Raw genomic sequence first — 16,940 nt, 5'->3', positions numbered from 1 at the left:
GCCGGACGGGTCGGAGCCGGCCGCGGAGGAGTTGGTGGGAAGGCAGGCCGCGGGCGATGGCGCGCACGGTCGGCGCTCGAAATGTGCGGCGCTGCGCGGTTGGTGGGTGGGGTGATGGTTGCTCGGGTGGCGCTCGAGGGGTGCGGCGCAGTGGGGTTGGTGGGTGGGGTGCGGTGATGGTTACGCGGATTGAGGTTTGGGCTGATCCGGTGCGGGATCGGTGTGTGTTGGTGACTGGGTTGTTGTCGCCTCGGCGGCTGCCTGCGGAGGACGGGGTGGTGCGGATCGCGCTGGTTGCCGCGGGAGCGTTGCTGCTGGCGGGTGATCAGGTTCGGGTCGAAGTCTTGGTTCATGGCTTGGTACAAGTCGAGATCGTGGAGACGGCCGGGACGGTGGCGTATCCGACCAGGGGTGGGTCGAGCAGCTGGGAAGTCGACATCACGTTGAGCGGCGGAGCGAGGTTGAGCTGGTACGGCGAGCCGTTCGTGGTGGCTGAGGGCGCCGAGGTGACTCGGTCGACTCGACTCGTGCTGGCGGACGGCTGTGCCGCGGCGCTTCGGGAATCGATCGTATTCGGGCGGCACGGCGAGGTCGGCGGCACGCTGCACGCCGTACTGCGGGCGCAGATCGGCGGCGAACTCGTCTTAGTTGAAGATCTGGATCTGGCGCCGGAGTCGCGAACCGGTTGGGCAGTTCTTGGGGACGCGCGTTGCCTCGACTCGGTGACCACGGTCGGCTTCCGTCTGCCGGAGACGGTGGAGACGCTGCAGCTCGAACGACCCGGCTCGATCGCGCGTCGGCTGGTGGACGCGCAGCACGAGAGCTATCTTGCGCAAACTTGGGCAGCCTTGCCGTGGCCTGACAAGATCTCCGGGTGCAGCTGAATCGAGACGATGCCTTGACCCGGGCGGTCAAGCTGGCGACGAGTGGGCGCCGCGCGATCCTCGGGATCACCGGAGCGCCGGCGGCCGGCAAGTCGACGTACGCCGAACAGCTCACGGCTGAGCTGATCGGACTCGGCCACCAGGTGGCGTTGGTACCGATGGACGGCTACCACCTGGCACAGGCGGCACTTGAGGAACTCGGGTTGGCGGCGGTGAAGGGGGCGCCGCAGACGTTCGACGGGAATGGGTTCGTCGCGCTGCTCGAACGGGTGAAGAGGTCAGCGGAGGAGACGATCTGGGCGCCACGGTTCGACCGCGAACTGGAGGACTCGATCGCGGCGAGTATTCCGGTCGCACCCGAGGTGAGCCTGGTGATCACGGAGGGGAATTACCTGCTGCTCGATTCGATGCCGTGGGCAAGGGCTCGGGGGTTGCTCGATGAGGTCTGGTACATCGACCTTTCGGACGACATCAGGCACGAGCGGCTCGAGGCGCGGCACCGGCGGTACGGTCGCTCGCCTGCGGAAGCTCATGAGCGGACCTTCGGCAGCGACGAGGCGAACGCGCGGTTGATCGCGTCGACCCGGTCCGCCGCGGACGCGATCCTGCACCTTTCCTGACAACGGCCGAGCACTCGTTCCGACGACGGCGCGCTTGTACTGATGGCTGTGGCGCCGCTCGTTGTGATGACGGGCCCGTCTTCCTGTGCGGTCCGTCAGGCGGTACGGTCGGCGTGGCCGCATCGGGTCGGTCGGCGTGGTCGCCTCGGGGTCGGTCGGCGTGGTCGCCTCGGGTCGGTCGGCACGGTTGGGTCTGTCAGCGTGGTCCGGTCGGTAGGCGCGGTCGACTCGAGTCGGGTCCGCTTGGATCGGTCGGCCGGGTCGGGTCGGGTCGGGTCGGGTCGGGGAAGCAGTTCATGCGGGGTGGCTCGGGGCAGCTTCTTGTGGGTGTTGATCCAGCATTTGAAACAAGTTTTGGCTAGTGATTGGGCGACCGTTGGGCGCAGGGTTCGAACCGCTCAGCGGACAGTGTTTCGAGAATCGCCGAAATGGTTCTGACATGACCCTCGAACCGGGATAGTTTCGAGATCCCCCCACGTGTGGAGGTCCCACTCCCCCCGGGACCCGCACGGGCGAGTGCCCCGATCCATGGTCGGGGCATTCGTTTTTTCAGAACCTGATCGGGAGAGCGCGGACACCGCCGGTGCGGGTGACTTTCTCCATTCGATGGAGTTCCTCGGGTACTGCGAGCGCCAACGCCGGCAGCCGCTCAAGCAACGCCTCGACGGCGGCGGGCATGAGCGACCGGTCGACAGGCAGTACAGCGCACGAGCCAGGCGGGGGTTGCCGTCGGTTCCCGCGATGCGGTGCACCGGGTCGGTTTCGCGGAGCGCGGCGTAGGTGGCGTACGGGTCGGGCGAGGTCACCGGGTACGCCGTACCGGGCAGCGGAAAAGTTTCTCCGAGCATGTCGATTTCGCACTGTCTGGTCCGACGTATCAGTGAAGGCACCTACCAGGCAGGGAGATCGAGATGTCCGAGAACAGCACCGACCAGATGATCGTCACCATGCTGGCCGAGGGGAACCCGGTGTGGTTCGTCGCGGCGATGGTGAACATGCGCAGCCACGACGTGTACGAGATCGGCAGAGCCGCCGGCTACCCCGACAAGGCCAAGCTCCGGCGTGCCGTCTGGGCCCAGCAGAACCGCCGCCGGGTCGTCGCAGCCCAAGCCGCTTGATGAGGGCGAAACTCGCCTCTCCCACCTCCATCCGTCACGCAAGACGCCCGTACTACGGCGCCCAGCGTGGCGGATGCGGCATTTCCAGGACCCTCACCTTGGCGGTTCACATGGCGGACTCCATCGCCCCGCCAGTTCGCGTGACGGGCTCCATCGTCGCCCGGCCTGGTACCGGACGGCGGCGGTTTCGCGTCTGGTCCGCACGGTCAGACCGCGGTCACCATGTCGCGCCCAGATGCCAGGCAGCGCGGCACCTTGGTTTCGCACCGGCGACGTGGCGTTCCGGCGTACGGGTGTCTCTTATTGACACATCCTGGGCGCGGACGGGTCGATAGCATCGAGCTGTCGGACCTTATTTGATGCTGAGGAGTAAGTCATGATCTTTATCACGGCCAAGTTCCAGGTGCTGCCGGAGTATGCCGACAACTGGCCGGAGATCACGGCCGACTTCACCGCCGCGACGCGGAACGAGGACGGCTGCCTGTGGTTCGACTGGTCCCGGTCGCTCGACGACCCGAACGAGTACGTCCTGGTCGAGGCCTTCCGCGACGGCGCCGCCGGTGGCGCGCATGTCGGGTCCGAGCACTTCAAGGCGGCTCAGCAGACCCTCCCGCCGCACCTCGCCTCGACCCCGAAGATCGTCAACTTCGAGGTCCCGCAGTCCGACTGGTCGGAACTCGGCGAGCTCGCCGTCAACCGCTGAAGGTCCTTCACGTTTTAGGTGCCGGCCCCGCCCCCGGGACCGGCACCTCTATTTCACGTCATCCCGGTACGCCGGACAACACCTCTGGCTACCCACGTTTCCGCGCCGCCTACCCAACTGACCCATCCCAGTTGAACTTCAGGTAAACAAGACGCTCGAGTACCGCAATTCGTTGATCGCGGCAACCAGTTCGATCGCTGAAGCAATCTCAGTTTCTCGCAGCTGATGCCGTTGCGATCAGTCTTCCGGTACTACGACTGTGTTCTGGGCAGCGGCGATCTTCCAGGTGTTGTCTTTGGCGAGGAAGTAGACCGGGCTGCCAGCGTCGACGGGGAGGGGAACGGTGGAGTCGGGGCGGCGGGTGTAGTGCTGGTTGACGTTGACGACCGCGATGTCAGGGCGGACGAAGAGGAGATGGTCAGGGGCGTAGGCGGCGTACGAGTCCCGCGTCGCGCCGCGGAGAACTCGGCGGGTGAACTCCGCGATGGCGGCACGACCGTACAGGCGCTTGCCGTGGCCGGTGACCCAGACTGCGTCTTCGCGGAAGAGTGCGAGGAAGGCATCGGCATCCTCGCGTCGCTGCGCGTCCTCTACGGCTGCCACCAGTGCGACGATCTCAGCTACGTCATCTGTACTTGGGATCTGCCCGGAAATGTCCATGGGCAGATCCTCATACCTCAACCTCACTTCAATTCAAGGCTTGTTACAAGGCAGCGGGCGGCCGCGATCACCAGACGGTGGCGGTCGTCTGGTGATCGTGGGGTCTGTCAGGTGCGGGGGACCTTGAGCTTGTCCCAGGTTTCCTTGCCGGGGATGCCGTCGGCATCGGAACCGGGGTGCTGGACGTCGCCCGCGAAGCCGAGCTTGTGTTGCCAGGCGGAGTAGGAGGCGAGGTCGCCGGTGCCCCAGACATCTTTGTTCGTCTGTGTCTCGTACTTGTCGCAATCGACGGCCACCAGCCGGTTGTGCATCGCGGCGATGATCGGGCTGCGGCGGCCCATCACGAAGAACGACTTCCCGGGGAAGGTCACGTTGCCCGGGCGCGGGGCCATCAGGTTGTGGATGTAGCTCGGCCGGCCGTACCCGGCGATCCAGTTGGACTTGCGCACGTGCCGGGCGCACACGTCGTCGTAGTTGCCTTCGATCGTGTAGACCTTCGAGCCCTCGACGCCGGTGACCAGGCCGACGTGGTCGATGTTGGCCTTCAGATCGGTGCCGCCCCAGTCGAAGAACACGATGTCGCCGCGGATGATGCCTGCGGTGTCGACGTGCCACTGGCCGTGTTTCTTGAACGCGTGGGCATGGGCGGTGGTCAGGGCGAAGTCGCCGCCGAAGGTTACCGCCTTCTCGTTGCCCGAATGCCAGGCCCAGAAGGTGATCGAGGCGTCGCACCACGGGAAGTTGCCGGCGAAGTCGTTGCCGTTGCGCTCGCGGTACCACTTCTGGATCTTGTTCGGCTCACCGAGACCGATGTCCATCTCGGCCTGGTGGATCATGTCCTCGACGCCGCTCATCACTCGTTCCCCCGTCCGTACCAGCCGTTCTCGTCGGGCGCTCCGAACTCGGCCAGCAAGAGTTCCGCCTCGTCCTCGATCCGGTGGTCGAAGGCGGGCTCGGTCAGCAATGCCGCCTGCTCTTCCTGCGGCATGTCGTCAGGCCCGTCGGCCGCAAATTCGTTCCCCATGGCTACAACTCCCCCTTTGGTCCTCAAACGATCCTTCTTCCAGCCAGCGTCACCCCGAACCTTTCAGCAGCCTTAAAGAACATCTCCTCCACAACTTGAACCTAGTTGCGAAGGAATCTGCCGGGAGGGGTGTTCCGAGGCCGAAATCGGTTGCCGGCGAGGCCTGGAGCCGGTGGTATCGCCGCATGCTCGTGCTGATGTGTGGGACGTCGTTTTCGGGTAGGAGCACGTTCGCGCGGGCGCTGGCGGCGGAGATTCACGGCTTGATCATCAGTTTGGACGAGATCAACGAGCGCCGTGGGCTCTGGGGCGGCGACGGGATCCCGGTCGAGGAATGGCAACGCACCCACCAGATCGCCACGGCCAAGGTCCGCACCCACCTCCTCGGTGCGGGCGCGGGATCGGGTGCGGGGGCGCGGTGGGTGGTTGTCGATGACACCAGTTCGTTGCGGGTGTTGCGGGATGGGTGGCGGGGATTGGCTGCTGAGCTCGGTGTCGGGTTCGCGCTGATTTACCTGGATGTCGATCACGCCACGATTCGTCGGCGGCTGGCCGAGAATCGGGTGGGTTGGGGGCGGCGGGACGTGGCGGACGTCGTACTGGAGGAACATTTGGCGGGGTTCGAGCGGCCTGCGGAGGATGAAGGGGCGGTGCGGGTGGGTTCGGTAGATGACTTGGTTCAGGTTCTGAAGTACTTGGTGATCTGACCGATGTCTTCGTTTGCGGCCTCCGGGTACGCCGTGAGGCGGGCGTGGATTGCGCGGGCGATCGGGAGTTCGGCGGCATCGGCGGCGAGGGCGACATCCTTGGCGGCGAGGCGAACCGGGAAGTAGGCGCCCTCGGCGAACGCCCGGCCGGCGATTCCCGCCAGCGGTGAGGCCGCCATCGCTCGCTTGAGCTGTTCCTCGGGGATGCCGAGGGCGTCGGCGAGGGCGAGCGCCTCGCCGATCAGCGCCACTCCGTTGACGATCGCATTGATCATCACCAGTTTGACCGCTGCGCCAGTACCGACCGCGCCGGTCCGGTTAACGCTGCCAAAGACCTTCAGCAGCGGCATCACCTCGTCGGCGTGGCCGCCCACGAAGAGCGAAAGCTCCCCACTCGCAGCCCGGTCGACGCTACCCATCACCGGCGCGTCGACGAGCGTGACGCCGTCGGGAAGCAGTCCTGCCAGTTCCTGCACTGCGGCCGGCCCGATCGTCGACGCCTCGACCAGTACAGTGCCCGGCTTCAACTTAGACGCGAAAGAAGAGACGACCTCCCGCACCGCGGCTGGATCGGCCAGCATCGTGACGACGACATCAGCATCCTGTACTGCGTCAGCCGGCGACTCGGCCACCTCGGCAAACCCATCTGCTCGCCCGGACGACCGATTCCAGACCGTCAACGGGTAGCCGGCCGCGGCCACCCGGCGTGCCATCGGCCCGCCCATCGAGCCGAGCCCCAGAAACGCGATCTTGCTGTTCTTGTCCATGCCGAGGACGTTAGCCAGGCGCACGAGATGTGAAAAGCGAATGTCTAGCATGGGATCCATGCCGCAGCCGCATGAGTTGTCTACTCCGCTCCTCCGGGTCTTCGTCGAGGTCGCCCGACTCGGGTCGTTCACCGCAGCGGCCCCGGTCCTCGGGTACACCCAGTCCGCGATTTCACGGCAAATTTCAAACCTTGAAGAAGAGGCTGGTACGGCGCTCTTCGACCGGCTTCCGCGGGGAGTGCGGCTGACTGAACCCGGTCATCGCCTGCTCGCTCACGCCCAGGCAGTCCTCGATCGACTGGACGCTGCCCGGCGGGAGCTGGCCGATCTGCGCGACCTTGCGACTGGGCGGTTGCGGGTGGCGGCCTTTGCGACGGCTGATGCCGCTCTCGTCCCGCAGGCGATCGCGGCGTTCCAGCAGCGTCATCCCGCGGTGGCGGTGTCGTTGCGGGAAGGGTTCACGCCGGCGTTGCTGGAGATGCTTGGCTCGGGTGATGCCGATGTGGCGGTGGTGAGCTATCCGGAGACGCAGCATCTCGACGGGTTCGACTTGCGGAAGGTGTGCGACGACTTCATGTATGTCGCGTTCCCGGCCGGCCATCGGCTCGCTGGGCAGCGTCAGGTGCGGCTGGCGGATCTTCGCGACGAGGAGTGGATCGCGGGGAGTTCGAGACCTGAGGACACCTTGATCAGCTCGTGTTTGCGGACCGGGTTCCAGCCGCGGATCGGGTTCGTCGCGCGGGACTGGATGGCGAAACAAGGATTCGTTGCTGCAGGCATCGGTATCACGCTGGTGCCGTCGCTGGCGGCGGACGCGGTACGACGTGACGTCAAGCTGGCTCTGGTTCATCCGGTGGACATCCCACCGCGCCAGGTCTACTCGGCCGTCGCCAGCGGCTTCACCCCATCACCCGCCACTCGCGCCTTCCTCGACATCCTTCACCACTAGAAACAACCACTGAACAACGTGCGCGGATCGGTTGCCAACTGGTAGGTGCGGCGAATTAGGGTTGCCGAGGATGGCCGTCGGCGGGCGTACGCTCTGGGGGTGGCTGGTGTGGGCTCGGTTCTCGGGTGGTTGCGGGCCAAGGATGCAGGGTTGTCGGCTACTCGGCGGGCGGCTCGGGCGGCGGTTGTGATGCCGGCGGTGTTCGCGTTCGCTTCGCTGGTGATCGGGAATCCGGTGATCGGCATCTTCGCGTCGTTCGGGTCGATGGCGATGGTGCTGTTCGTCGACTTCACAGGTTCGATGACGGAGCGGCTGCAGGCGCAGGTCAGCCTGATGGCAGCCGGCGTCGTACTGATCACGATCGGAACGCTCGCGTCGGGCTCGGCCTGGATTGCCGCGCTGGTCACCCTCGTCGTCGTCTTCGTGGTGCTCTTCGTCGGCGTGATCAGCTCCGTCTTGGCCAGTGCGACAACAGCTCTCCTGGCCGCCTTCATCCTGCCGGTCACCCTCGCCGGCCCGCTCAGCTCATTGCCAGACCGTCTACTCGGCTGGCTCCTCGCCGGAGCAGCGTCGCTCGTAGCTATCACCTTGCTCTGGCCTGCACCAACCCGCGAACCACTACGCGATCCGACAGCACACGCCTGCGCCCTGATCGCCAAGCGCCTCAGAGCCGGCCTCGCCTGTCTCCGAGACGGCCCCGACCCAGCTCAGACGGAAGCACTCATCACTTCGATCGACGAGGCTTCGGACGCAGTGGCTGCGCTCCGCAAATCTTTCTTCGGTACGCCGTACCGTCCGACGGGTCTCTCGACGTCAGCCCGCACTCTCGTCCGCGTGGTCGACGAGGTGATCTGGTTGGAGACGGTCCTCCAGCGGCATCTCCGCGTCCCCGAGCCGGGTCCAGTGAACGCCCAGCTTGCGGAAGTCTTCGAGTCGGCCGCAGTAGTACTGGAGCGAGCTGCCGAGCTCCTAGGCAGCGGGGGCGATCTCCAGCTGTTCGCCACCGCTGTGGACAGGCTCAAGCGAGCACGGGTCGCGCTGGAAGAGACAGTGACGGCATTGCTGCCAGCGACCAACGCAGCAAGCGGCAAAGTAGTCACCGCATTCGTCAGTGGCGTAGAGCCGATCTTCAGAGCACAGGAGATGAGCTTCGCGATCACGGCGATCGCGGAGAACATTCAGCTGGCAGTCGCCGCTCGCGGGCGTAGTTGGTGGCAGACCTTGCTGGGAGGCGCTCCGACAGGCATCGGCTCTCCCCTGTCGTCAGTACAGGAGCGCGCCGGAGCTCATGTCGAGCGTCACTCGGTCTGGCTGCACAACAGCATCCGTGGAGCAGTCGGGCTAGCGCTAGCGGTGCTGGTCGCCGACCTGGCCGGAGTACAGCACTCCTTCTGGGTCGTGTTCGGCACGTTGGCCGTACTGCGTTCCAACGCACTCAGCACTGGTCAGAACGCACTACGCGGCCTGCTGGGCACAGTGGCCGGCATCATCATCGGTGGCGGACTGGTAGTTGCCATCGGCACCGACACGACCGTCGCCTGGCTGCTCCTGCCGATCGCTGTCGCGCTCGCTGGTCTAGCGCCTGCCGCGTTCTCCTTCGCAGCCGGCCAGGCGGCGTTCACCGCAACCCTGTTGATCCTGTTCGACATCATCTCGCCCGCGGGCTGGGAGATCGGCCTGGTGCGGATTGAGGACGTAGCGATCGGCTCAGCAGTGAGTCTGCTCGTCGGTGTGCTGTTCTGGCCGCGCGGCGCGAGTTCCGCCTTGCGACAGGCGCTGGCCGAGGCCTACTCCGACAGCGCGCACTACCTACGCCAGACAGTCGAGTACGCCGTGAACCGCTGCGACGGACACTCGCCACCGGTCGCCGAACCTTTCGAGGAGGGACGCCGTGCAGCCGCTGCAGCCCGACGTCTCGACGACGCCTTCCGTACTTACCTGGCTGAGCGCGGCGCCAAGCACCTCCCTCTGGCCGACGTGACCACCCTGGTCAGCGGCGTAGCAGTACTGCGCATCACTGGCGACGCGATCCTCGAGCTGTGGAACTCTGGCGATCGCAATCCAGCAGGCGACCGGACGGCGGCTCGCACGGAACTGCTCGAAACCGCTGGAGCACTAGTGGAGTGGTACCAGCAGACTGCCGTCGCCCTGGCCAGTGCGGGCACGCTACCGGCTCAGGTGCTACGGGACTCTGATGGCGAAGAGCGGCTGCTTACCGCGGTACGGCAGGACCTTACTGACGACGACGGGCGATGGACCGGCACCGCAGTACGGATGCTGTGGACTGCTGACCATCTGGATGCTGTGCGGCGACTACAGGTCGCCGTCGCGGAGACCAGTGGATCTACAGTGGCTGGATGAGCGGGACACGGGCCATACCGGTAGCGATGCTGGTGTTCGACGGCGTTCGGCTGCTGGACCTTACTGGGCCGCTAGAGGTCTTCGACGTGGCGACGGCAATGGGTACGGGGCACCAGGTGACGGTGTGCTCGCCAGGTGGCGGCGATGTGACGACGTCGGGCGGCTTGCGCATCGGAGTACAGGCTGATGCGGCTTCACTGTCGACGGTGGACACCCTCGTAGTACCGGGTGGTGAGTGTCTGGTCACTGAACGGCCGGACCCCGCATTGCAGGCTGCGATCGCGCAGCTCGCTCCTGGGGCTCGCCGTGTTGCCTCTGTTTGTGCGGGAGCCTTCGCGCTCGCCGAGGCGGGCTTGCTGGAAGGGAAACGAGCGGCCACACATTGGCGGCATACCGGGACGTTGCGGCGTCGGTTTCCGACAGTGACGGTCGATGAGGAGTCGATCTATGTGCGCGACGGGCGGGTACTGACGTCGGCCGGTGTGAGTGCGGGGATCGATTTGGCGCTGGCGCTTGTCGAGGAGGACGCGGGCGACATCGTGGCGCACGAGATCGCCAAGGATCTGGTCGTTTTCATGCGCCGCCGCGGAGCACAGCCGCAATTGTCGGTGCCGGCCAGGACCGCGCGACCGCAGCGGAATCCGCTGCGTATTCTGTGCGACGAGATCGCGGCCGATCCTGGGCTGAATCACAGTTTGCCGAACCTGGCAGCGCGAGCCGGGCTCAGCGAACGCCACCTCAGCCGGCTCTTCAAGGCCGAGACGGGAATGACGCCAACCGCCTACGTCCATTCCGTACGCCGGGAGGCCGCCCTCGCGTTGGTCGACGCCGGCGAAACCCTCGGCGCCGCGGCCAGGCGCAGCGGACTCGGCAGCGAAGAAACCCTCCGCCGAATTCTCAAGGCGAACCGGCTGGAATCGGCGGACGGCGCGACGGGGTTGATCCCTGTCTCCCGAGATCACTGATCCGGCGCACGAAAAACTTGCCGCCCGGCGAGAAGCGCGGGGCGGCAAGTTCTGGGGCTGACTGCTCAGCGCTTGCGTCCCCGCCAGCGGGTCGACGTACCGATTCCCGCCAGATGCAAGGCAATACAGAGCAGTCCGGCCATCAGCAAAGTCTGCGGTGTGAACGCATCACTCACCTTGGCGTCGGCCCAATCCAGGATGAGTGCCAAACCGAAAATCACTGCGGCAATGATCGCGAACATCAAGACTCCCTACAACACGGCGGACGGGGCGGCTCATCTAACTCCCGCCCGGTACCCAGCACAAGACCGAACCGAAACCCACAGCAGACCAACTTCGACCGGTCCCCGATCCAGCCGACGATCGCCCGGCCGTGATCGGCAGCGCAAGGCCCGGATCGACCGATCGGGGCGTCCCCGTCAACCGCAAACTCGTCCGGCCCGCCAGCAGACAGCGCGGGGTTCGTCGGATGAGGAATCTGGTGGGGACCGAGGGGTTGTCGGATCGATCAGGATTCGAGAAGTCTTGTGGCGGGGGAATGGCTAGGGTCGTTGATATCGCTAGTCGGCATGGGAGGAACTGAGATGGCTGTCACGGAGAAGGCGAAGTCGTACGACGGGTTCACGGACGAAGAGCGCGATGCGATGAAGGAGCGGGCCAAGGAACTGAAGGCGACTGCGCGTCGTGGTTCTGCGGCCAAGAAGGCTGACGGTGAGGCCGAAGTACTGGCGAAGATCGCCGAGTTGCCGGATGAAGAGCGGATGATGGCGGAGCGGATTCACGCCATCGTGAAGGCCAGTGCGCCGTCGCTTTCGCCGAAGACCTGGTACGGGATGCCGGCGTATGCCAAGGACGGAAAGATTGTCTGCTTCTTCCAGAGCGCAGGCAAATTCAATGCTCGTTATGCGACGCTCGGCTTCAACGACCCGGCCAATCTGGATGACGGTTCGATGTGGCCGACCGCGTACGCGCTGACGAAACTGACCACCGCCAACGAGGCGAAGATCGCCGAACTCGTGAAGCAAGCAGCAAGCTGAGCACTTCCGGGCGGTTGTCGGTTGCATCGCTGAATACGCGCGGGATGCCGCTGTTCGGTTCGCGGTTGGCCGCACGGTACCAGGCGATCGGCGAGTACTTCGAGGCGAGCGATGTGGACGTCGTCAACTTCCAGGAAGTACTCACGTATTACCACCTACGCCTTTTGACGAAGCATCTCCCGTCATTCCCGTGCGCCGTACAGCGGCCGTCGGCGGCGGGGCCGGCCGGTGGCTTGGCGACCTTTTCGCGGCGGCGGGTTGTCGGGAGAGAGTTCCGCCGATTCCCTTTGGCCTCCGGTGCTCGGATTCCCCTCCGAGCATGGGTCGGAGCGCCGTTGAAGGGTATTTTGACGACCCGTCTCGCCGAACCCGGAGTACGGATTATGAACACTCACCTGGTCGCAAACTTCGACGGCGATTGGTCCTCGGAGAGCCGGTACTACGAATTGCATCGTCAGCAACTCGCGACGCTCGCTTCTGCTGTCGGATCGGGGCCTGTGATCGTGAGCGGTGACTTCAATGTCGCGCGGGACAGCTCGTTGTTCGAGGACTTCATGGCGGCTAGCCGGCTTGGCGATGCGTTCGGCGGGGAGTGTCCGCCGACGTTCCGTTCGGAATACCTGGGGGCTGGGCAGGTGTCGCGCTGCATCGACTTCCTGCTGTGCTCCGCGGGGACGACTGCTAAGGACGCTCGGCTGATCCTCACGGACGAGATTCCTGGAACAGGCTTCGCGTCGGACCACCTCGGCCTCGCCGCAACGCTGACCGTGGGTTTCGGCGGCTGATCTCTACTTAGTGCACGAGTTGAGTACTTCTCGCGGCCGAGCGTGCTCAGATGGTGCACAGAGACGGTGGCTGCCTGGGTCCGGCATCGCGGCGGCTGGCTTGTGGCTTAGGTGCGCGTGGTTGGAGCGACCTCGCGCACCATCACGCAGTTGCCCAGGCCTTTGGGGCGGTCGTAGGTGAAGCCTTCGCGCTCGTACATCGTGCGGGTGCCGTTGTAGAGGAAGGACGAGTTCTTCTTCCGTACGCCGCCGGTGTCGTGCGGGTAGCCCTCGACCAGGCCGCCGCCGGCCTGCGCGATCAGCTCGACGGCTCCGCGCAAGGCGATCGCCGCTAGGCCATGGCCGCGAAAGCTGCGCTCGACCAGGATGCAAGTGACCCGGTAGTCGGGCAGGCGCTCGGCGGTAGCCAGGTACTCCTTGCGGTGCTGGATGCCGGGTAGCTCGTCGGGTGTTCCGTACTCCGCCCAGGCGACAGCCCGGTCGCCGTCGTACACCAGAGCCGCGTGCGCGATCCCGTCGGCCACCAGCCGTTGCTTGAGTGCCTTGTTCCCCTCGGCAGTCAGGCCCTTCTCCGCGCAGTCGGGATGGAAATGCGTACACCAGCAACTGGCGAACATCCCCTTGTTCCGCTCGACAAGAGCGGCGAAGTCGTCAAATGTCTCCGGCGTAAGCGCCCTGATCCTGAACTCGGACATACCAGCAAACTACCCCCGATTCCAGACGATCTGCGTCCGATAATCCCGCTCGCAAAGCGGTGAGGGTTGATGACTGGCGGCCGGTCGCGCCCGAGTGGTTTCGAGTCTGGCCGGCCGAGCGCCTCGGGCGGGAGCTCGGGGCGAGGGAGCGTCGCAGGAGCGAGCGTGGCGTCGGGCGCGTAGTTATTGCGGGGGGACAAGGCGAAGGCCCGGACCACCAGGTCCGGGCCTTCGGTAAGTAGCGGGGGCAGGATTTGAACCTGCGACCTCTGGGTTATGAGCCCAGCGAGCTACCGAGCTGCTCCACCCCGCGCCGCTTTCTTACAAGTAGGAGTCTAGTAGATAGCTGGTGTGGGACCAAATCCGGGGCTGACGTCGGCGGGTGGCGAGGAAAGGCTGCTCTGACAGACGGCAGCGACGGCCAGAGGTCGGCTCTGGCAGTTGTCAGCGGGCGTGGCCTCACCGGTACGCCGGTAGGCGCGACGCCTGCGGGCACTTCGGACTGGGAGGCCAGGCAAAAACGAAGGCCCGGACCTTGAGGGTCCGGGCCTTCTTTGGTAGCGGGGGCAGGATTTGAACCATGCGACCTCTGGGTTATGAGCCCAGCGAGCTACCGAGCTGCTCCACCCCGCGCCGTTGTGTGCCTAGCTTAGAGACTCCCGGCCGGGTAAACAAATCGAATAACGCGGAGCAGAAAAATCGTGTCGCCGCACGGACGGTGCGGCGTAGCGTCCGGGTATGGCTCGAGTTGTGATGCGGCCGTTCGAAGGGGCCGATCTGGTTGCTGCTGCGCGGTTGCTTGCGGAGCGGCATGTGCTGCATCGGAAGAGGCATCCCTTGCTGCCGGCTGCGTACGAGGATCAGACGGTCGCTCTCAAAGAGGTCACCGCCGTCTGGGAGACCGAGGGGGCGTCGGGTTCTGTGCTGGTGGAGGGCGACGAGATCACCGGGTACTTGCTCGGGGCCCCGAAGAGCAGCAGTGTGTGGGGACCGAACGTCTGGGTGGAGCGAGCTGGGCACGCAGCAAGGGATCCCGAGAAGATCAGAGATCTCTACGGGGACGCGGCAACCAACTGGTACGAGCAGGGCCTGATCGCGCACTACGCGTTGGTGCCCGACGATGCAGCCCTCATCGATGCTTGGTTCCGTTTGGGATTCGGCTCGCAACACGCACACGCAGTACGGCCAGTGCCCAGTACGCCGTACGCGGCGCACCCGGATCTCATCGTGCGGCGGTGTTCTCGCGATGACGTCCAGGCGCTGGCCGAACTCGAGCTCGTGTTGCCACAGCATCAAGGGATGTCGCCGGTGTTCTCAGCCGGTGAGGTGCCGACGATTGAGGAGGCGCTGGCCGAGTGGGAGGAAGACGTCGACGACCCGTCGTACACGACCTTCGTTGCCGAGGACAACGGACGGGTGATCGGCATGGCGATCGGTTGCTCGCTGGACAAGTCCAGTGCGCACAGCGGCCTGGCTCAGCCCGAGAATGCCGCATTCCTCTCGTACGCGGCGGTGTTCCCTGACGCTCGAGGCATCGGCGCTGGGCGGGCACTGAGTGAGGCGGTGCTGAACTGGTCGGCAGAGGCCGGTTACGACTGCATCGCGACGGACTGGCGGGTGACCAACTTGCTGTCGTCGAGAGCCTGGCCCAGCCTTGGATTCGTCCAAACGTTTCATCGCCTGCACCGGATGCTCGGGCATTGAACTGAATCAAACGCTCTGTAGATAAGTGTTCACAATGAGCTATTGCCATCGCTGATTGTGCATGTTTGCATCTCCTCAGTAGTCGTTTCCTATGGGGGGAAATTCATGTCCAGATCGTTCTTGCCTGCCCGCCTCGCAGCCTGTCTGTTGATGCTGGCAATGTTCCTCACCATCGTCAGCCCGGCTGACGCCGCAGTCCCCGACCGCAAAGCGTGGGTCCTGTGGAACCAGACCAGTGCGTCGATCGTGCCGTTCGGCACCTGGCCGACCACCACCACCGTGACGCCGCTCGGTATCGGGCGGTACCAGGTGAAGTTCCCGGGTCAGGGCGCGCCCAACGGCGTCGTCCATGTCACCGCGGTCAACAACACACCGCACTGGTGCCAAGCGGAGACCTGGGGGCAGTCCGGCGCTGACGAGATCGCCATCATCCGTTGCTACCGCGTCGGCGGCGCGCTGGACGTGTCCAGCTTCAGTGCGTTCTTCGTGAGAGCCTCCGGTGGTCCTTCGTCAGGTCCTTATGGGTACGTCGATTCGGCCGCTACCGGGGCGTTGATCAGCCAGTTCAACTCGACCGGCGCTGCCAACACCTCGACGCCGGGCGGTGTCGGTCAATGGCTGGTGCGCTTCCCCGGTCTGGTGACAGGTGGTCCGCTCGACGGCAGCCTGCAGGCGACGGCCGTCAATCCCCAACAGGGCGCTCGCTGCAAGGTCGGCAGCTGGGCGTCCACCGGCGGCGGTCAGGACGTGAAGGTGCTCTGCTTCAACGCCGCCGGCGCCTTGCTGAACACCAGATTCACGCTCACCTACCAGTACAAGGTCTCCCTGTACGGCGCGGCGATCCCGCCGAAGTACTTCGGCTACTTCCTGAACCAGCCGCCGGCCGGACCACCGACCACCAACTTCAACTCGGTGCTCGGTCTGAGCGCCAACACGATCCTCGCGGCCGGCACCGGACTGTCGATGGTGACCTTCCCGAAGATCGGCTTCACCCAGAACACCGTCCAGGTGACGGCCTACGGGGCGAACCCGAACTTCTGTGGACTGAACACCTTCTGGACCAACACCACCGGCCCTGACCTGATCGTCCGGGACGTCAACTGCTTCACCAACTCCGGAGCAGCAGTCAACACCGGCTTCACGGTCAGCGCGAACTCCATCCTCTAGAACTGCCGCCCCGATCGGGCTGCGACTCCGGTAGAAATCGGTGTCGCCGCCCGTTCGTTGCCATCAGCATCAAAGGTGGTCAGGAGGTAGAGCTCTCAGGGCGGAAGCCGTTCGCGGTGTTCAGGAGGTCGTCCTCGGTGAAGCGGGCCCGGTCGATGGAGACCTCGGCCCCGACGCCGGGTGATACGAAGTAGAAGACCTGGTCCGCAGCCAGGTACCCATCGAAGGCACCGACTGTCACCGGCGTGAGCTTCCACTCGTCGGGATCCTGCTCGTGGTACTCGGTCAGGAAGGTGCGCAGTTCGCTGAGATCGGTCAGCTTGACGCCGCGGATGGTCTTCACGGTCAGGTCCACCACGGTGGCGCCTTCCGGGTCGGGCCCGGTCTCCCAGACTCTGCTGTGGAAGCTGACGTCCTCCCACTCGTAGGCGAAGTCGCTCGGCGAGCCGATGCCGCCGGGCAGCTGGTCGATGACGAATCCGTCCAAGGTGCACGCCCTTTGCTGGGTCGAAGGCGGAGCCTGATGAGCTCCGTACTGCGGTTCGGATGCGACGGCGGCCGCTGGTGCCGCCGCCAGAACGGAGGCAGCGATCAGGCCGCCGCCAACGATACGGCGGACGCGGGAGCTCGTAGTACGGGTGGACATGGTTGCCTCCTAGGCGGAGCCGGCGCCTGCCCCACGGCAGGGCAGGCGTCCTTCTTGTCTAAGAAGTTGCCGCGAAAGCGGCACATCGCGACCACCAACTTCGCGCCTGTGGACAAACGCAAAGGACCCGCACCCAAAGGAAAGGGTG

Annotated in this window: 19 protein-coding genes and 2 tRNA genes; 12 read left to right on the top strand and 9 right to left on the bottom strand. The window is 65.3% G+C overall.

Features of this window, described 5'->3' with window-relative positions; all coding sequences use genetic code 11:
* Positions 1–176 precede the first annotated feature (176 nt).
* From ABZ004_RS23205 to ABZ004_RS23190, 4 genes are all read left to right on the top strand, one after another.
* Positions 177–884 (top strand): urease accessory protein UreD, encoded by a 708-nt coding sequence (locus ABZ004_RS23205; protein ID WP_355682621.1) that lies wholly within the window; start codon positions 177–179, stop codon positions 882–884.
* Entirely contained in the window at positions 875–1,504 is a 630-nt protein-coding gene (locus ABZ004_RS23200) for a nucleoside/nucleotide kinase family protein (protein ID WP_355682618.1), read from the top strand. Before ABZ004_RS23205 ends, ABZ004_RS23200 begins: the two co-directional genes overlap by 10 nt.
* 911 nt (positions 1,505–2,415) lie before the next feature.
* Positions 2,416–2,622: a hypothetical protein gene (locus tag ABZ004_RS23195; protein ID WP_355682616.1), complete on the top strand. Its 207-nt coding sequence runs from the start codon at positions 2,416–2,418 to the stop codon at positions 2,620–2,622.
* Between the two features lie 376 nt (positions 2,623–2,998).
* Positions 2,999–3,325, top strand: a complete 327-nt coding sequence (locus ABZ004_RS23190; protein WP_355682614.1) for a putative quinol monooxygenase — start codon at positions 2,999–3,001, stop codon at positions 3,323–3,325.
* 237 nt (positions 3,326–3,562) lie between these two features.
* On the opposite strand, the gene ABZ004_RS23185 is transcribed toward ABZ004_RS23190, so the two are convergent.
* The 3 genes from ABZ004_RS23185 to ABZ004_RS23175 form a co-directional block, all read right to left on the bottom strand.
* A complete protein-coding gene (locus ABZ004_RS23185; RefSeq protein ID WP_355682612.1) occupies positions 3,563–3,985 on the bottom strand; it encodes an SgcJ/EcaC family oxidoreductase in 423 nt (140 codons plus the stop codon).
* 107 nt (positions 3,986–4,092) lie between these two features.
* Entirely contained in the window at positions 4,093–4,839 is a 747-nt protein-coding gene (locus ABZ004_RS23180; protein ID WP_355682610.1) for a peptidoglycan-binding protein, read from the bottom strand.
* Positions 4,839–5,009 carry a hypothetical protein gene (locus tag ABZ004_RS23175; protein WP_355682608.1) on the bottom strand — a complete coding sequence of 57 codons (171 nt, stop codon included), beginning with the start codon at positions 5,007–5,009 and terminating at the stop codon, positions 4,839–4,841. Before ABZ004_RS23175 ends, ABZ004_RS23180 begins: the two co-directional genes overlap by 1 nt.
* Positions 5,010–5,194: 185 nt before the next feature.
* Between ABZ004_RS23175 and ABZ004_RS23170 the strand changes: the two genes are divergently transcribed.
* Positions 5,195–5,716: an ATP-binding protein gene (locus ABZ004_RS23170; protein ID WP_355682606.1), complete on the top strand. Its 522-nt coding sequence runs from the start codon at positions 5,195–5,197 to the stop codon at positions 5,714–5,716.
* Here ABZ004_RS23170 and ABZ004_RS23165 read toward each other — a convergent pair.
* Positions 5,689–6,483, bottom strand: a complete 795-nt coding sequence (locus ABZ004_RS23165; protein ID WP_355682604.1) for an NAD(P)-dependent oxidoreductase — start codon at positions 6,481–6,483, stop codon at positions 5,689–5,691. The two genes, ABZ004_RS23170 and ABZ004_RS23165, sit on opposite strands and share 28 nt — an antisense overlap.
* 58 nt (positions 6,484–6,541) lie before the next feature.
* Here ABZ004_RS23165 and ABZ004_RS23160 point away from each other — a divergent pair, with 58 nt between their 5' ends.
* From ABZ004_RS23160 to ABZ004_RS23150, 3 genes are all read left to right on the top strand, one after another.
* The gene (locus ABZ004_RS23160; protein WP_355682602.1) at positions 6,542–7,432 is read left to right on the top strand and encodes a LysR family transcriptional regulator; all 891 of its coding nucleotides are present in this window, start codon (positions 6,542–6,544) and stop codon (positions 7,430–7,432) included.
* A gap of 99 nt (positions 7,433–7,531) precedes the next feature.
* Positions 7,532–9,793, top strand: a complete 2,262-nt coding sequence (locus tag ABZ004_RS23155) for an FUSC family protein (RefSeq protein WP_355682600.1) — start codon at positions 7,532–7,534, stop codon at positions 9,791–9,793.
* On the top strand, positions 9,790–10,758 hold the full coding sequence (locus ABZ004_RS23150; protein ID WP_355682598.1) for an AraC family transcriptional regulator: 969 nt from the start codon (positions 9,790–9,792) through the stop codon (positions 10,756–10,758). Before ABZ004_RS23155 ends, ABZ004_RS23150 begins: the two co-directional genes overlap by 4 nt.
* Positions 10,759–10,823: 65 nt before the next feature.
* On the opposite strand, the gene ABZ004_RS23145 is transcribed toward ABZ004_RS23150, so the two are convergent.
* Positions 10,824–11,000: a hypothetical protein gene (locus ABZ004_RS23145; protein WP_355682597.1), complete on the bottom strand. Its 177-nt coding sequence runs from the start codon at positions 10,998–11,000 to the stop codon at positions 10,824–10,826.
* Between the two features lie 342 nt (positions 11,001–11,342).
* On the opposite strand from ABZ004_RS23145, the gene ABZ004_RS23140 reads away from it, so the two are divergent.
* On the top strand, positions 11,343–11,795 hold the full coding sequence (locus ABZ004_RS23140) for a DUF1801 domain-containing protein (protein WP_355682595.1): 453 nt from the start codon (positions 11,343–11,345) through the stop codon (positions 11,793–11,795).
* Positions 11,711–12,580 (top strand): endonuclease/exonuclease/phosphatase family protein, encoded by an 870-nt coding sequence (locus tag ABZ004_RS23135; protein WP_355682593.1) that lies wholly within the window; start codon positions 11,711–11,713, stop codon positions 12,578–12,580. The genes ABZ004_RS23140 and ABZ004_RS23135 overlap by 85 nt, the downstream gene beginning before the upstream one ends.
* 107 nt (positions 12,581–12,687) lie before the next feature.
* Here ABZ004_RS23135 and ABZ004_RS23130 read toward each other — a convergent pair whose 3' ends face one another.
* From ABZ004_RS23130 to ABZ004_RS23120, 3 genes are all read right to left on the bottom strand, one after another.
* Complete coding sequence (locus ABZ004_RS23130; RefSeq protein ID WP_355682591.1) at positions 12,688–13,275, bottom strand: GNAT family N-acetyltransferase; 588 nt, start codon at positions 13,273–13,275, stop codon at positions 12,688–12,690.
* Between the two features lie 239 nt (positions 13,276–13,514).
* Positions 13,515–13,588 (bottom strand) — tRNA-Met (locus tag ABZ004_RS23125).
* A 242-nt stretch (positions 13,589–13,830) separates the two neighbouring features.
* Positions 13,831–13,908 (bottom strand) — tRNA-Met (locus ABZ004_RS23120).
* Positions 13,909–14,013: 105 nt separating this feature from the next.
* Here ABZ004_RS23120 and ABZ004_RS23115 point away from each other — a divergent pair.
* Complete coding sequence (locus ABZ004_RS23115) at positions 14,014–14,979, top strand: GNAT family N-acetyltransferase (protein WP_355682589.1); 966 nt, start codon at positions 14,014–14,016, stop codon at positions 14,977–14,979.
* A gap of 105 nt (positions 14,980–15,084) precedes the next feature.
* Positions 15,085–16,146, top strand: a complete 1,062-nt coding sequence (locus ABZ004_RS23110; protein WP_355682587.1) for a hypothetical protein — start codon at positions 15,085–15,087, stop codon at positions 16,144–16,146.
* Between the two features lie 79 nt (positions 16,147–16,225).
* Here the strand turns inward: ABZ004_RS23110 and ABZ004_RS23105 are convergent, their stop codons facing one another.
* Complete coding sequence (locus tag ABZ004_RS23105; RefSeq protein ID WP_355682585.1) at positions 16,226–16,792, bottom strand: hypothetical protein; 567 nt, start codon at positions 16,790–16,792, stop codon at positions 16,226–16,228.
* Between the last annotated feature and the right edge of the window lie 148 nt (positions 16,793–16,940).

Source organism: Kribbella sp. NPDC006257, from assembly GCF_040613535.1.
In the GTDB taxonomy this organism is placed as follows: Bacteria; Actinomycetota; Actinomycetes; order Propionibacteriales; family Kribbellaceae; genus Kribbella.
The sequence above is the reverse complement of the archived record's forward strand: the minus strand, read 5'-3'. Positions and strand labels throughout refer to the sequence as shown.